The organism is Kribbella swartbergensis (assembly GCF_054784135.1).
In genome coordinates, this window is sequence record NZ_BAAGPM010000014.1 from 266947 (window position 1) to 280958 (window position 14012).

Below are 14012 nucleotides of genomic sequence, written 5' to 3' on the forward strand. Positions count from 1 at the left end.
GTGACACCAGAACTGTCACAATCGGGGTGACGACTCGACCGACGGGATCACCGATGACCACTTCCGGGACCAGTGACGCCTTCCTGTACGACGCGATCCGTACGCCGCGCGGCAAGGGCAAACCGACCGGCGCGCTGCACGAGGTCAAACCGATCCAGCTGATCACCGGCCTCCTGCACGAGCTGCGGAACCGGCACCCCGGCCTCGATCCGGCCGCGATCGACGACGTCGTCCTCGGCGTCGTCACGCCGATCGGCGACCAGGGCATGGACATCGCGCGGACGGCGGTCCTTGCGGCCGGTTATCCGGAGACGACCGGCGGCGTACAGCTCAACCGCTTCTGCGCGTCCGGCCTGGAGGCCGTCAACCAGGCCGCTCAGCGGGTCCGGTCCGGGTGGGAGGACTTCATCCTGGCCGGTGGTGTCGAGTCGATGTCGCGGGTGCCGATGGGCTCCGACGGCGGTGCCTGGGCGATGGACCCCGAGACCGCGCTGCAGACCGGCTTCATCCCGCAGGGCATCAGCGCGGATCTGATCGCCACCCTCGACGGATTCTCCCGGACCGACGTCGACGCGTACGCCGCCGAGTCGCACGCGCGGGCCGCCAAGGCCTGGGCCAACGGCTACTTCGCCCGCTCGGTGATCCCGGTCAGGGACCGCAACGGCCTGCAGATCCTCGACCACGACCAGCTGGTCCGCCCCGGGACGACGGTCGAGACGCTGGCCGGACTGCCGCCGTCGTTCGCGGCGATCGGCGAGCACGGCGGGTTCGACGCGGTCGCGCTGGAGAAGTACCTGACCGTCGAGCGGATCGAGCACGTCCACCACGCCGGCAACTCGTCGGGCATCGTCGACGGTGCCGCTCTGGTTGTCATCGGCAACGAGAAGGCCGGTGAAGCGCTCGGCCAGGCACCTCGTGGCCGGGTCGTCGCCACCGGCGTCAGCGGCGCCGACCCGACCATCATGCTCACCGGCCCGGCACCTGCCGCCCGCAAGGCGCTGGCCAGGGCCGGTCTCGAGGTGAGCGACATCGACCTGTTCGAGATGAACGAGGCGTTCGCGGCCGCCGTACTCCATTTCATGAAGGATCTCGGCGTACCGCACGAGAAGGTGAACGTGAACGGCGGCGCGATCGCGCTCGGCCACCCGCTGGGTGCCACCGGCGCCATGCTGATCGGAACCCTGCTGGACGAACTGGAGCGGCGGGAGCTCCGGTACGGACTGGCCACCCTGTGCGTCGGCGGCGGCATGGGCGTCGCGACGATCATCGAGAGGCTTGCCGCATGATCTCCTGGCAGAACGTCGACGGTGTCGTCACGCTGACGATGGACGATCCGGACGCGTCGGCGAACACCATGAACGACGCCTACATCGCCGCGATGGGCGAGACCGTCGCCAGGTTGCAGGCGGCCAGGGCCGACCTCAAGGGCGTGGTGATCACCAGCGCGAAGCCGACCTTTTTCGCCGGCGGCAACCTGCAGATGTTGTCGAAGATCCAGCCGGAGCACGCGGCCGAGGTCTTCGAGACACTGGAGGAAGTCAAGCGTCAGCTGCGTTCCCTGGAGACGCTCGGGGTCCCGGTCGTTGCCGCAATCAACGGATCGGCTCTCGGCGGCGGTCTGGAGATCGCGCTCGCCTGTCATCACCGCATCGTCGCCGACGATCAGCGGATCGAGCTCGGCGTTCCCGAGGTGACCCTGGGCCTGCTGCCCGGCGGCGGTGGCGTGACCCGCACGGTCCGGATGCTCGGCCTCCAGGACGCGCTGATGAAGGTGCTGCTCCAGGGCCCGCGGATGAAACCGGCCCAGGCGCTGGAGGTCGGCATCGTCGACGAGGTCGTTCCGGCGTCCGAGTTGCTCGACGCCGCCTACCGGTGGATCGACGCGTACGACGGGGACGCCAAACAGCCGTGGGATCGCGACGGCTACAAGATCCCCGGCGGTACGCCGTCGTCCCCGAAACTGGCCGCGTTCCTGCCGGCCTTCCCGGCCAACCTGCGCAAGCAGCTCAAGGGCGCGCCCTACCCGGCGCCGCGGGCGATCATGAGCGCCGCGGTCGAGGGCAGCCAGGTCGACTTCGACACCGCGTCGCGCATCGAGTCGCGGTACTTCGTGTCGCTCGCGACCGGGCAGATCGCGAAGAACATGATCCAGGCGTTCTTCTTCGACCTGCAGGCGATCAACGCCGGCGCTTCCCGGCCGGCCGGCGTACCGAAGTACCGGACCCGCAAGGTCGGCGTACTGGGCGCCGGGATGATGGGCGCCGGCATCGCGTACGTGTGTGCCAAGTCCGGCATCGAGGTGGTGCTCAAGGACGTCTCGCTCGAGGCGGCCGCTCGCGGGAAGGAGTACTCGGAGAAGCTGCTGGCCAAGCAGGTGCAGAAGGGCCGGAAGACCGCGGCGGAGGTCGAGGAGTTCCTCAGCCGCATCACGCCGACCGCCGACCCCAACGACCTGGCCGGATGCGACCTGGTGATCGAGGCCGTGTTCGAGAGTGAAGAGCTCAAGCAGAAGGTCTTCGCCGAGATCGCCGGCGTGGTCGAGCCGGACGCGCTGCTCTGCTCCAACACCTCGACCCTGCCGATCACCTCGCTCGCCGACGGCATCGACCGGCCGAACGACTTCCTCGGCATGCACTTCTTCTCACCGGTCGACCGGATGCCGCTGGTCGAGCTGATCGTCGGCGCGAAGACCTCCGAGCGGGCCGTCGCCAAGGCGTACGACGTGGTCCGGCAGCTCAAGAAGACGCCGATCGTGGTCAACGACAGCCGCGGCTTCTTCACCTCCCGGGTGTTCGGCACCCTGGTGATGGAGGGAGCGGCCATGGTTGCCGAGGGCGTGGACCCGGTGACGATCGAGCGGGCCGCGACCCTGATGGGCTTCCCGGCCCCGCCGCTGGCGATGCTCGACGAGGTCACCCTGACCCTGCCGCAGAAGATCCGCGACGCGGCGAAGGCGGCGGGCGACAACGCGGGCGCCTTCGACGACCACCCCGGCATGGCGGTCACCGACCGTCTCGTCAACGAGTTCGGCCGCCGCGGAAAGGCGGCCGGTGCCGGGTTCTACGACTACCCGGCCGACGGGCCGAAGCGGCTGTGGCGCGGGTTGTGGGACCACTTCGAGCGCGCGACGGACGCCGTACCGCTGATCGATCTGCAGGAGCGGCTGACGTTCGCGATGTCGCTCGAGACGGTGAGATGCCTGGACGAAGGCGTACTGCGATCCGTCCCGGACGCCAACATCGGGTCGATCTTCGGCATCGGGTTCCCGCCGCTGCACGGTGGGGCGCTGCAGTACGTCAACGCCTACGGGTTGCCGGGGTTCGTGACCAGGGCCCGTGAGCTGGCGGCGTCGTACGGCGCCCGCTTCGAGCCGCCGGCGTTGCTGGTCCGCAAGGCCGAGGCCGGCGAAACCTTCGGCTGATCACGAACAGGTACCAACACCCCACAGATTCGAACAAAGAACAGCGCGTCCGGTCTTGCGCCGGGCGCGCTTTTGAGCGAAGGTGCTAGGCACTTCTCCAACGATTCACCTGACGGCCGGAAGCGCAAGGACGTCGAGGGCGGGAGACTCCGTGCCCGAAACGTCATGTGCCGAAGGCTGTTGCGATGTTCGAGCGAGTTGTACCGTGTGCGAAATCGGAGATGCTTAACGCTGTTAAGTAACTCGGAACCGCCGGCGCCGTACCCCTGCGGCGCCGCTCTCGGGAAGGTGGAAGTCATGCCTGCTCATGTTCCGAACGCCGGTCTGACCCGGCGCGATCTGCTCAAGCGGACCGGCGGTCTCGCCGCTCTGGCCGCGCTGACCGCGGCGTGCGGCGGCAACACCGGCAGACCGTCCGGCGGCGGGGGAGACGGCGGCGGCGCCAAGGTCACCCTGTCGCAGTGGTACCACCAGTACGGCGAGGCCGGGACGAAGGAAGCCGCCCTGAAGTACGCCAAGGCGTACCCCGACGCGAACGTCGCGGTGCAATGGACGCCCGGTGACTACGGCAGCAAGCTGTCGTCCGGCCTGCTGTCGAACAAGGGCCCGGACGTCTTCGAGAGCCAGCTCAACATCGGCATGGTGAAGAGCAACCAGGTGGTGCCGCTCGACGACATCGTCGCCGACGTCAAGGACGACTTCCAGCCGGGCGACCTGGCCACCAACACGGTCGACGGCAAGATCTACGGCATCCGGATGATCGTCGACCCGCAGGTCATCTACTACAAGAAGAGCCTGCTGGACAAGGCCGGCATCAAGCCACCGGAGACGATCGACGACCTGATCGCCGCGGCCAAGGAACTCACCACGAACAAGGTGAAGGGCATCTTCGTCGGCAACGACGGCGGGCTGGCCCTGGGCGGCCCGGCGCTCTGGTCGTCCGGTGGCTCCTACCTGACCGAGGACAACAAGCCGGGCTTCACCGGAGATCGTGCCGCGCAGGCGTTCTCCAAGCTGCGCCAGTTGTACGCCGACAAGAGCGTGCTGCTCGGTGCGCCGACCGACTGGTGGGACCCGGGTGCGATCAACCAGGGCCTGGTCGCGATGCAGTGGATCGGCATGTGGGCCGTGCCGGGGATGCAGAAGGTGCTCGGCGACGACATCGGCGTCATCCCGTTCCCGAAGCTGGACGCGCAGGGGCAGCCGGCCGTGTACTCCGGCGGCTGGACGCAGTTCGTCTCGGCGAAGAGCCAGAACATCGACGCGGCCAAGAAGTTCGTCAAGTGGCTGTGGATCGACAAGGCGGAGTTCCAGGAGGACTGGTCGCTGAACTACGGCTTCCACATCCCGCCGCGCAAGTCCCTGGCCGCCAAGGCGTCCAAGCTGCAGAGCGGTGTCGCCGCCGAGACCGTCAAGCTGACCCAGGACCACGGCCACACCGACAACCCGGCCTGGACCCCGAAGATGGGTACGGCGTTCGGCGACATGCTCACCAACATCATCCGGAAGGGAGCCGACCCCGCCGCCGAGATCACCAAGGCCGAGAAGACCGTCAACGCCGAACTGTCCCGGCTGTTCGGATGACCAGCACTGTCACCCCGAAGACGACCGGCCCCGCCGCCACTGGTGAACGGCGGGGCGCGCGGCGGCAGAAGGGGATCGCCGGGAACACCCGGTGGTTCTGGATCTTCGTCGGCCCGTTCGTCGCCGGTCTGCTGGTCTTCTCGTACCTGCCGATCATCTGGAGCCTGGTCCTCAGCTTCTTCGAGGCGTACAACACCGTCACGCCGTCGAAGTTCGTCGGGTTCCAGAACTACGTCGACATGCTGACCGACCAGGCCTTCCTGTCCAGCCTCGGCACGTTCACGATCTTCGCGGTGTTCATCGTGCCGCTGACCTTCGTGCTGTCGCTCGCGCTGGCGTTGCTGGTCAACCAGGTGAAGATCGCCCGCGCGTTCTTCCGGTCGGTGTTCTTCCTGCCGACCGCGTGCTCGTACGTGGTGGCGTCGCTGATCTGGAAGCTGTCGATCTTCAACGGCGTCCGGTTCGGCCTGGCGAACACCGTGCTCGGCTGGTTCGGGATCGACGGGATCGCGTGGCTGTCGACGGTGGATCCGCCGTGGTACTGGATCCCGCTCGTCACCGTCCGGCTCTGGCTGCAACTCGGCTTCTACATGATCCTGTTCATCGCCGGTCTGCAGCGCATCTCGCCGACGTTGTACGAGGCGGCGTACGTGGACGGGGCGAAGCCCGGGTGGCAGGTGTTCCGGTACATCACGCTGCCGCAGTTGCGGTCGACGTCGGTCGCCGTACTGATCCTGAACCTGATCGCGGCGTACCAGGCGTTCGACGAGTTCTACAACCTGATCGGCAACGTGAACTTCGCCCGGCCGCCGCTGGTCTATCTCTACGGCATCTCGCTCGGGTCGATCCAGGACCTCGGCCACGGCTCGGCCGGTGCGCTGATCCTGGCCGTGATCATCATGCTCGTCACGCTGCTGCAGAACAGGATCTTCGGATTCGGGAAGGCGGGTGACTGATGGCCGCATCCGAACGTACGTCGGGAACACCGCAACCGATCGGGTTCAGCCGCAGCACCGCCGGCCGGATCGGGATGGTGCTGCGCTGGATCGCGTTGTTCGTCGCGGTGGTGCTGTTCCTGCTGCCGTTCTACCTGATCCTGCGCAACGCGTTGTCGACCGAGGCCGACATCACCGCGCCGGAGTGGACGCTGTTCCCCACGAACCTGCAGTGGGGAAACATCGGTGAGCTGTTCAACGACACCGAGGTCCCGATGGCCCGGTCGCTGTACAACTCGGCCGTGGTCGGCATCCTCGGTACGGCGGGACAGTTGCTGCTGGCATCGATGGCGGGGTACGGCCTGGCCCGGATCCCGTACCGTCACGCGGACAAGGTGTTCTACGCCATCATCGCGACGCTGATGATCCCCGGCGCCGTGACCTTCATCCCGAGCTTCATCGTGGTGTCGTCCCTCGGCTGGGTCAGCTCGCTGCGCGGCCTGATCATCCCGACCCTGTTCAGCGGCTTCGCCGCCTTCCTGTTCCGCCAGTACTTCATGAACTTCCCGCGTGAACTGGAGGAGGCGGCCCGGGTCGACGGTGCCGGCCACCTCGGGGTGTTCTGGCGGATCGTCGTACCGAACTCGCTGCCGTTCTTCGCGGCGCTGGCCGCCATCACCTTCATCGGCAACTGGAACTCGTTCCTGTGGCCGCTGGTGATCGGCCAGGACTCGTCGTCGTGGACGGTTCAGGTGGCGATGTCGACGTTCGTCACCGCCCAAACCATCAACATCCACGAACTCTTCATGGCAGCCGCCGTCTCCATCCTCCCGCTGGTCCTCATCTTCGCCTTCCTCCAGCGCTACCTGATCCAAGGAGTAACCCAATCCGGCCTCAAAGACTGACCACAACCACCTCCGCCGAGAAACGACACCGCCTTCGGCGGCGGCAGTTCTATCGGCCGACTCCGTCGGCGCCGCCCGTCGTTGGACGCGCCGGTCCGATCGACGAACAGCCGTGAAGCGGTGAACCCACAGAGTTCAACTCATCCCCGGAGTTGACAGACCCCGGCGGGGAGTCCACCAGGCTCCCCGCCGGACAACCCCACCCCCGCCGGAAGGCGTGGCTTCGGGCTCAGGGTTGGGGCAGGGTGAGGATTTCGGGTCCGTTGGTGGTGATGGCGATCGTGTGTTCGCTGTGGGCTGTGCGGCAGCCTGTCGCGCTTCGGAGCGTCCAGCCGTCGGCGTCGGTGACGAGTTCGGCGGTGTCCGCCATGACCCACGGCTCCAGGGCGAGCAGCAAGCCGGGGCGCAGTTTGTATCCCCGGCCGGGCCGTCCGGTGTTTGCGACGTGCGGGTCCTGGTGCATCGTCGAGCCGATGCCATGACCTCCGAACTCGGTGTTGATCGGGTAGCCCGCCTCACTGAGGACCGAGCCGATGGCATGAGAAATGTCGCCGATGCGAGCCCCGGGCTCGGCAGCGGCGATCCCTGCGGTCAGTGCGCGTTCGGTGGCGCTGATCAGCGCGACGCTCTCCGGGGGTTGTGAGTCGCCCACGATGAAGCTGATGGCAGAGTCTGCGGCGACTCCGCCTTGGGAGACGGCGAGGTCGAGGGTCAGCAGATCGCCGTCGGCCAGCGCGTAGTCGTTGGGCATTCCGTGGAGTACGGCGTCGTTGACGGCGGTGCAGATGTAGTGGCCGAACGGCCCGCGTCCGAAGGACGGCTCGTAGTCGACGTAACAGGACTGAGCCCCAGCCTCGACGATCATGGACTTGGCCCACTGATCGATGTCCAGGAGGCTCGTGCCGACGGTGCTGCGACTCTTCAGTGTCTGCAGAATGTCAGCGACCAGGGCGCCGGTGTCTCTTGCTCGGGCCAGTTGGGTGGGGTTCAGGATCTCGATCATGCGGCGCCTTCCTCATGTACCAATAACTATACCGGTCATACTATCCCGGTACTAGAATCGGATCATGGTCAGGTTGCCGCTCACTCCCGCCGAGGTCGAGCGCGGACAGCGCCTCGGCGCGTTGTTGCGTCGCGCCAGGGGAGAGCGCTCGATGCTCGAGATCGCGCTCGATGCCCGTGTCTCACCGGAGACCCTCCGGAAGATCGAGTCGGGCCGTGTAGCGACCCCTGCCTTCCAGACCATCGCCGCGATCGCCGATGTCCTGGACCTCTCCCTCGATGCGGTGTGGGCCGAGATCAACCCGCCCGACGGTGGTGTTGAACCAAGCAGGTCTGGTCACCACACCCGTGAGCGGTTGGTCTCGTAAGTCTCGATCCCGCAGCAGCAGCCCGAGGAGAGACAGTCTGCGCACGGCTGAGCGGCCGCCCCGAAGCCGGACAGTCCGCGAACCGGGGCGACCGCTCAGGCTTGCTGGTCAGGGCTTGGCGTCGACGACGATGGTCCAGTCCTCGAGGTCGTGGGGGACGGAGATGTGCTCGTGCGTGATCAGCCACCGGCCGTCCAACCGCCGAAGGCACACGGTCGAATGCACCCAGACCGCCAGCTCCAACCCGTTCCTGCGGGTCCCGCTGTCCAGGTGAAGCATGTGTGCGAACGCCACATCCCCACTCACGGCGACGCTCAGATCCCGGGTCTCCAAGCCGATCGGCCCGGCGTACTCGGCGAACCACCGCAGAAAGTTCGCCCGGACCGAGTCGTGCCCGATGAACTGCAACGGCTCCACGACGTCGAAGTACACGATGTCCTCCGAGTAGAGCGCCATCAGCGCATCGATGTCCTTCGCCCGGCAGGCCTCGACCCGCCGCTCCAACACCTCCCCGACGTCAACCTCGCCCGAACTGACCGACTCATGCGCACGCTCGTTGATTTGCGACATACCTCTCCGACGACACAGCCCACCCAACTGTGAGCCACCGCCCCACCGTGGTCGGCGACGTCGTGGTGGAGCGGGCGCTTAGGATCGCCGGCATGGCACTGCGACCTGTTCAGGTGAACATCAAGGCGCTTGATGCGCCGGTGGTTGGCCGGTTCTGGGCGGAGGCGCTTGGCTGGAGTGCTTACAGCCCCGGCGTGACCACGTACGTCGGTCCCGGCGGCGGCCTCGTCTGGCCGGACCCGGTTGGCGTCGGCGTCGACGTCGTTCCCGTCCCGGAACCGAAGACAACAACGAAGAACCGGGTGCACCTCGATCTCGCCACCACCTCTGCGGATCATCAGAAGGAGTTGGTGGCGCGCCTGAAGGAGCTCGGTGCGACGCCGGCCGATGTGGGCCAGGGTGACGTGCCGTGGACGGTTCTGGCGGACCCGGAGGGCAACGAGTTCTGCGTGTTGGAGCCTCGGGAGATCTACCGGGACACCGGGCCGATCGCCGCGGTGGTGGTCGACTGCGTGGACCCGCGGGCCATGGCCCGGTTCTGGGGCGAGGCGGTGGACTGGACCCTGCACGAGGTGTCCGACGATCATGCGGTGTTGCGCTCCGCCAATGGTGTCGGGCCGTATCTCGAGTTCCTGCGCACGCCCGACGTGAAGACCGTGCCAGACCGCGTCCACCTTGACCTGCTGCCGTACCCCGGTGACGACAAGGCAGCGGAGGTGGCCCGGCTGCGGGCACTCGGCGCCACCGACCTCGACGTCGGCCAGGGTGACGTCCCGTGGACGTGCCTGGCCGACCCGGAAGGCCACGAGTTCTGCGTCCTCGCCCCGTCCTGACGTGGAACGACAGCGGTCCGGCCGCTGAGGGAGTTATTCGGGGATTTGGTAGGTGGGGGTGAGGATGGCTCGGGCCAGGGTGTGGAAGGCCAGGTTGAAGCCGACTACGGCTGGGGTCACGTCCGGGTCTACGTCGAGGGCCTCGACGTCGATGGCGTGGACGACGAAGTAGTAGCGGTGGACCTGGTCGCCGGCCGGCGGGGCGGCGCCGCCGTAGTTCTTGGTGCCGAAGTCGTTGCGGACGTGGAAGGCGCCGTTGTCGAGGCGTTCGGTGGTGCCTGCGCCGGTGTCCAGGGAGGTGACGGTCGCGGGCAGGTTGACCAGGACCCAGTGCCAGAAGCCGGAGACGATCGGGGCGTCGGGGTCGAAGCAGGTGACCACGAAGCCCTTGGTCTCCTCCGGGAACCCGGACCAGCTCAGCTGCGGCGAGGTGTTGCCGCCGGCGAAGGCGTGGTCGTCGGACAGCGGTTCACCGTGGGCGACGTCGGTGCTGGTGACGGTGAAACTCCCGGCCTTCGGGAGGAGTTCGTACGGGTCCGGTGCGACGGGCCGATCGAGCGACATCTGTGATCCTCCGGGATCTCGCGACGTGTGGTGATTCCGACATTACTGTCCACATCCCGCCGATCGGTCCAGGGGCACCTGGCTGGGGATGCGAAGATCGGACCAGACGACGACTGGAGGCGTGCGGTGGAGGAGTACCTGGCCCGGATCGGCCCGGCGGACGAGGCGGCGATGCGCGCCGCCGCGGAGCGGCAGCGGCAGCTGACGAAACCGGCCGGTTCCCTCGGGGTTCTGGAGGAGCTTTCGGTTCGCGTCGCCGGGATGACCGGCAGCTGCCCGCCTGCCGTGCCGGCGCCGGCCGTGGTGACGGTCTTCGCCTCCGACCACGGCGTCCACGCGCAGGGTGTGTCGCCGTGGCCGCAGGAGGTGACGGCCGCGATGCTGGCGAACTTCGCGGCCGGCGGTGCCGCCGTGAACGCGTTCGCCGCGAACAACCGGGTCGACGTCCGCGTGGTCGACGTCGGCGTGGCGTCGGATGTGGAAGATCTCGACATCGTCCACGCCAAGGTTCGCCCGGGCACGCGCGACCTGTCCGCCGAGCCGGCCCTGACGCAGGAGGAGGCGAAGGCGGCGATCGCGGTCGGCTTCGACCTCGCCGACACCCTGGTGAGGGACGGGTACCGCTGCCTCCTCACCGGCGACATGGGCATTGCCAACACCACGGCGTCGGCCGCGCTCATCGCGACGTTCACCGGCTCGACCGCGGACGTCGTCACCGGCCGTGGCACCGGCATCGACGACGCCACGCTCGCGCACAAGACCGCCGTGATCAGCAGAGCTCTCGCGCTGCACGACGTACCTGCGACCGAGCCGCTCAAGGCTCTTCAGGCGTACGGCGGCCTCGAACATGCGGCCCTGGCCGGCTACATCCTCGGCGGAGCGGCCAACAAGGTGCCGGTCATCCTCGACGGCGTCATCGCGGGCGCGGCCGCGCTCGTAGCGCAGGCGTTCCACCCCGCGGCGATCGACTACTGCGTCGCCGGACACCGGTCCGCCGAGCCGGGCCACGCGGTCGCCTTGAAGACGCTCGGTCTGCAGCCGCTGGTCGATCTGGACCTGCGGCTGGGGGAGGGGACCGGCGCCGTCCTGGCGTACCCGATCCTCACCTGCGCGGTCCGCGCGCTCGGCGAGATGGCCACCTTCGAGTCCGCGGGGATCAACTCGTGACGAGTCAGTACCTCTCCGGCCTGGTGCTCGAGGGACGCCGGGTGGTCGTCGTCGGTGGCGGCGGTGTCGCCCAGCGGCGGTTGCCGCGGCTGCTCGAGTCCGGCGCCCAGATCGACCTGATCTCGCCGTCGATCACCCCCACGATCGAAGGACTCCTCTCCAACCCGTCGCTCACCTGGACCCGGCGCGGATACGAGTACGGCGACCTCGACGGCGCCTGGTACGTCGTCGTCGCGACCGACGACACCGCGGTGAACGACCAGGTGTCACAGGAAGCCGAGGAGCGGCGGATCTTCTGCGTCCGGTCGGACGACCGGTCCCGCGCGACGGCCTGGACGCCGGCGTCGGGGCAGCACGACAACGTGACGATCGGCGTCCTGGGCGGCGGCGACCACCGGCGATCGGCCGCTGTCCGCGACGCGATCCTGGAGGAGCTCCGCACCGGCGCGCTGGCCGCCCGCGAGACCGACAGACGACCCGGTGTCTATCTCGTCGGCGGGGGACCGGGCGACCCGGACCTGATCACCGTCCGCGGGCGCAGGCTGCTCGCCGAGGCGGATGTTGTGGTCGCCGACCGGCTCGCGCCGCAGCAGTTGCTGGACGAGTTGCACCCGGAGGTGGAGCTCTTCGACGCGGCCAAACTCCCTCGTGGGCGGGCGGCGCAGCAGGAGGAGATCAACCGGATCCTGGTCGACCGCGGCAAGCAGGGAAAGGTCGTCGTACGGCTGAAGGGCGGCGACCCGTACGTGTTCGGCCGCGGCTTCGAAGAGGCACTCGCCTGCGCGGAGGCCGGCGTGCCGTGGACCGTCGTACCCGGCATCACCAGCTCGATCTCGGTGCCGGCCGTGTCCGGGATCCCGGTCACGCATCGCGGCGTGACGCACGAGTTCACCGTGGTGTCCGGGCACATCCCGCCGTCGCACCCGGACTCCCTGATCAACTGGGACGCGCTCGCGCAGCTGTCCGGCACGCTTGTCCTGCTGATGGCGGTGGAGAACCTGCCCGCGATCACCGAGCGGCTGATCGCCGGCGGCCGCCCGCCCGGGACACCGGCCGCGGCCATTGCCGACGGCACCCTGCCCGGCCAGCGGATGGTGACGTCCGACCTTGCCGGAATCGCCGCCGCGATGAAGGACGCCGGCGTCGGCGCGCCGGCGATCGTTGTCATCGGCAACGTGGTCGAGGTGGCGGCGCAGGTGGGCGACAACGCGCGGCCTGGTTCGGGATGAGCGAGCGAAGCGGGCTCATCATCCACAGCGCCCTTGTGCCTCATCCGCGCCCGCAGCGAAGCGAGGACGGGGATGAGTGAGCTGATCCCGGTGGACGATCCGGCCGATCAGCGGCTGGCGGACTACGTCCGGCTGCGGGAGGTGAACCTGCGCCGGCTCCTGGAGGAGGAGCACGGGCTGTTCATTGCCGAGGGCGACAAAGTGATCCGCCGCGCCGCGGACGCCGGGTACGAGCCGCGGTCGTTCCTGCTCGCGCCGCGCTGGCTGGACTCCTTGCAGGACGTGCTCGCGAAATGGCCGGATGCGCCGGTGTACGTCGTATCCGAGGAACTGGCCGAGCAGGTCACGGGTTTCCACGTGCACCGCGGCGCGTTGGCGTCGTACAAGCGTCGGGCGAGCGCGCCGCTGGACACCCTGCTCACCCCGGACGTACGGCGGATCGCGATCTTCGACGACATCGTGGACCACACGAACGTCGGCGCCGGGTTCCGCGCCGCCGCGGCGATGGGGGTCGGGCTCGTGCTGGTCACGCCGACCTGCGCGGACCCGCTGTACCGGCGGTCGATCAAGGTCTCGATGGGGACGGTCTTCCAGGTGCCCTGGACGCGCCTGCGGTCGTGGCCGGGCGACCTCGAGATCCTTCAGGACCGTGGGTTCGTCGCGGCAGCGTTCGCACTCACCGACGACGCGATCACGCTCGACGAACTGGTGGCGCGGCGGGACGAGCGGCTGGCACTGATCTTCGGCACGGAAGGGCACGGCCTCAAGCCGCACGTGCTCGAAAAGGCAGATCTGACCGTACGCATCCCGATGGCGGGAGGTGTGGACTCCCTCAACGTGGCATCCTCGGCAGCAGTCGCCTTCTACGCGACGCGCTGAGAGGGGGAGCTATGCGTACGACGGAACGCCTGGTACTGCGCCCGTTCCGCGAAGAGGACCTGGAGCCCTGGGCGGCCCTGAACTCCGATCCCGAGGTGATGAAGTACCTCGGCGGCCGGCCGTTGACCCGGGAGGAGTCCGATCGGATCGCCTCACATGTCAACCAGCGGTACGCGGCCGACGGCACCGGGTTCCTGGCGATCGAGCGCCGTACCGACGGAGCCTTCATCGGCGCGTCCGGATTGCAGTTCACCCCGTGGTACCCGGACGACTTCGAGATCGGCTTCCGGCTGGCCCGCGCGTACTGGGGCCACGGCTACGCGACCGAAGCCGCGGCGTCGTGGCTGGAACACGCCTTCACGACGATGGACCTGCCACGCGTCATCTCCGTGACCGACACACCGAACCTGCGCAGCATCGCGGTCATGCGCCGGCTCGGCATGAGCTTCGACCACGAGGCGGTGCTCGAGGACGACGGCGTACCGTTCGATGCCACCGTCTACTCGATGACGGCGGCCGCTTGGCGCGAAAACGGGTGGACGCGCATGATGTGAT

General features: G+C 68.1%; 14 protein-coding genes. 11 read left to right on the plus strand and 3 right to left on the minus strand.

From position 1 onward, the window contains the following. Window positions 1-53 precede the first annotated feature (53 nt). The 5 genes from ACYVOK_RS08100 to ACYVOK_RS08120 all read left to right on the plus strand — a co-directional run bounded on the left by ACYVOK_RS08100 (window position 54) and on the right by ACYVOK_RS08120 (window position 6845). Complete coding sequence (locus ACYVOK_RS08100; RefSeq protein WP_460661647.1) at window positions 54-1286, plus strand: acetyl-CoA C-acetyltransferase; 1233 nt, start codon at window positions 54-56, stop codon at window positions 1284-1286. Continuing rightward, a complete protein-coding gene (locus ACYVOK_RS08105; protein WP_460661648.1) occupies window positions 1283-3421 on the plus strand; it encodes a 3-hydroxyacyl-CoA dehydrogenase NAD-binding domain-containing protein in 2139 nt (712 codons plus the stop codon). Before ACYVOK_RS08100 ends, ACYVOK_RS08105 begins: the two co-directional genes overlap by 4 nt. A gap of 297 nt (window positions 3422-3718) precedes the next feature. Continuing rightward, window positions 3719-5005 carry an ABC transporter substrate-binding protein gene (locus tag ACYVOK_RS08110; protein ID WP_460661649.1) on the plus strand — a complete coding sequence of 429 codons (1287 nt, stop codon included), beginning with the start codon at window positions 3719-3721 and terminating at the stop codon, window positions 5003-5005. Next, window positions 5002-5961, plus strand: coding sequence for a carbohydrate ABC transporter permease (locus ACYVOK_RS08115; protein ID WP_460661650.1), 960 nt, complete (start codon window positions 5002-5004; stop codon window positions 5959-5961). The genes ACYVOK_RS08110 and ACYVOK_RS08115 overlap by 4 nt, the downstream gene beginning before the upstream one ends. Continuing rightward, a complete protein-coding gene (locus ACYVOK_RS08120; RefSeq protein ID WP_460661651.1) occupies window positions 5961-6845 on the plus strand; it encodes a carbohydrate ABC transporter permease in 885 nt (294 codons plus the stop codon). Before ACYVOK_RS08115 ends, ACYVOK_RS08120 begins: the two co-directional genes overlap by 1 nt. Before the next feature lie 229 nt (window positions 6846-7074). On the opposite strand, the gene map is transcribed toward ACYVOK_RS08120, so the two are convergent. Continuing rightward, window positions 7075-7848 (minus strand): type I methionyl aminopeptidase, encoded by a 774-nt coding sequence (gene map, locus ACYVOK_RS08125; RefSeq protein WP_460661652.1) that lies wholly within the window; start codon window positions 7846-7848, stop codon window positions 7075-7077. Between the two features lie 64 nt (window positions 7849-7912). Here map and ACYVOK_RS08130 point away from each other — a divergent pair, with 64 nt between their 5' ends. Then, the gene (locus tag ACYVOK_RS08130; RefSeq protein ID WP_460661653.1) at window positions 7913-8215 is read left to right on the plus strand and encodes a helix-turn-helix domain-containing protein; all 303 of its coding nucleotides are present in this window, start codon (window positions 7913-7915) and stop codon (window positions 8213-8215) included. A gap of 108 nt (window positions 8216-8323) precedes the next feature. Here ACYVOK_RS08130 and ACYVOK_RS08135 read toward each other — a convergent pair whose 3' ends face one another. After that, entirely contained in the window at window positions 8324-8785 is a 462-nt protein-coding gene (locus ACYVOK_RS08135; protein WP_460661654.1) for a YybH family protein, read from the minus strand. A 92-nt stretch (window positions 8786-8877) separates the two neighbouring features. Here ACYVOK_RS08135 and ACYVOK_RS08140 point away from each other — a divergent pair, with 92 nt between their 5' ends. After that, window positions 8878-9618 (plus strand): VOC family protein, encoded by a 741-nt coding sequence (locus ACYVOK_RS08140; protein WP_460661655.1) that lies wholly within the window; start codon window positions 8878-8880, stop codon window positions 9616-9618. Window positions 9619-9651: 33 nt separating this feature from the next. Here the strand turns inward: ACYVOK_RS08140 and ACYVOK_RS08145 are convergent, their stop codons facing one another. After that, window positions 9652-10182 carry a YbhB/YbcL family Raf kinase inhibitor-like protein gene (locus ACYVOK_RS08145; RefSeq protein ID WP_460661656.1) on the minus strand — a complete coding sequence of 177 codons (531 nt, stop codon included), beginning with the start codon at window positions 10180-10182 and terminating at the stop codon, window positions 9652-9654. 126 nt (window positions 10183-10308) lie between these two features. On the opposite strand from ACYVOK_RS08145, the gene cobT reads away from it, so the two are divergent. The 4 genes from cobT (at window position 10309) to ACYVOK_RS08165 (ending at window position 14011) form a co-directional block, all read left to right on the plus strand. After that, window positions 10309-11349 (plus strand): nicotinate-nucleotide--dimethylbenzimidazole phosphoribosyltransferase, encoded by a 1041-nt coding sequence (cobT, locus tag ACYVOK_RS08150; protein WP_460661657.1) that lies wholly within the window; start codon window positions 10309-10311, stop codon window positions 11347-11349. Then, a complete protein-coding gene (cobA, locus tag ACYVOK_RS08155; RefSeq protein ID WP_460661658.1) occupies window positions 11346-12578 on the plus strand; it encodes a uroporphyrinogen-III C-methyltransferase in 1233 nt (410 codons plus the stop codon). The genes cobT and cobA overlap by 4 nt, the downstream gene beginning before the upstream one ends. Before the next feature lie 72 nt (window positions 12579-12650). Continuing rightward, a complete protein-coding gene (locus tag ACYVOK_RS08160) occupies window positions 12651-13457 on the plus strand; it encodes a TrmH family RNA methyltransferase (RefSeq protein ID WP_460661659.1) in 807 nt (268 codons plus the stop codon). A gap of 11 nt (window positions 13458-13468) precedes the next feature. Next, complete coding sequence (locus ACYVOK_RS08165; RefSeq protein WP_460661660.1) at window positions 13469-14011, plus strand: GNAT family N-acetyltransferase; 543 nt, start codon at window positions 13469-13471, stop codon at window positions 14009-14011. Window position 14012: the final 1 nt, after the last annotated feature.

Coding starts and splice junctions, on each gene's coding strand:
- ACYVOK_RS08110 (WP_460661649.1), top strand. CDS start 3,719: ATGCCTGCTCATGTTCCGAACGCCGGTCTGACCCGGCGCGATCTGCTC.
- ACYVOK_RS08130 (WP_460661653.1), top strand. CDS start 7,913: ATGGTCAGGTTGCCGCTCACTCCCGCCGAGGTCGAGCGCGGACAGCGC.
- ACYVOK_RS08100 (WP_460661647.1), top strand. CDS start 54: ATGACCACTTCCGGGACCAGTGACGCCTTCCTGTACGACGCGATCCGT.
- ACYVOK_RS08105 (WP_460661648.1), top strand. CDS start 1,283: ATGATCTCCTGGCAGAACGTCGACGGTGTCGTCACGCTGACGATGGAC.
- map (WP_460661652.1), bottom strand. CDS start 7,848: ATGATCGAGATCCTGAACCCCACCCAACTGGCCCGAGCAAGAGACACC.
- ACYVOK_RS08120 (WP_460661651.1), top strand. CDS start 5,961: ATGGCCGCATCCGAACGTACGTCGGGAACACCGCAACCGATCGGGTTC.
- ACYVOK_RS08135 (WP_460661654.1), bottom strand. CDS start 8,785: ATGTCGCAAATCAACGAGCGTGCGCATGAGTCGGTCAGTTCGGGCGAG.
- ACYVOK_RS08165 (WP_460661660.1), top strand. CDS start 13,469: ATGCGTACGACGGAACGCCTGGTACTGCGCCCGTTCCGCGAAGAGGAC.
- ACYVOK_RS08160 (WP_460661659.1), top strand. CDS start 12,651: ATGAGTGAGCTGATCCCGGTGGACGATCCGGCCGATCAGCGGCTGGCG.
- ACYVOK_RS08115 (WP_460661650.1), top strand. CDS start 5,002: ATGACCAGCACTGTCACCCCGAAGACGACCGGCCCCGCCGCCACTGGT.
- ACYVOK_RS08140 (WP_460661655.1), top strand. CDS start 8,878: ATGGCACTGCGACCTGTTCAGGTGAACATCAAGGCGCTTGATGCGCCG.
- ACYVOK_RS08145 (WP_460661656.1), bottom strand. CDS start 10,182: ATGTCGCTCGATCGGCCCGTCGCACCGGACCCGTACGAACTCCTCCCG.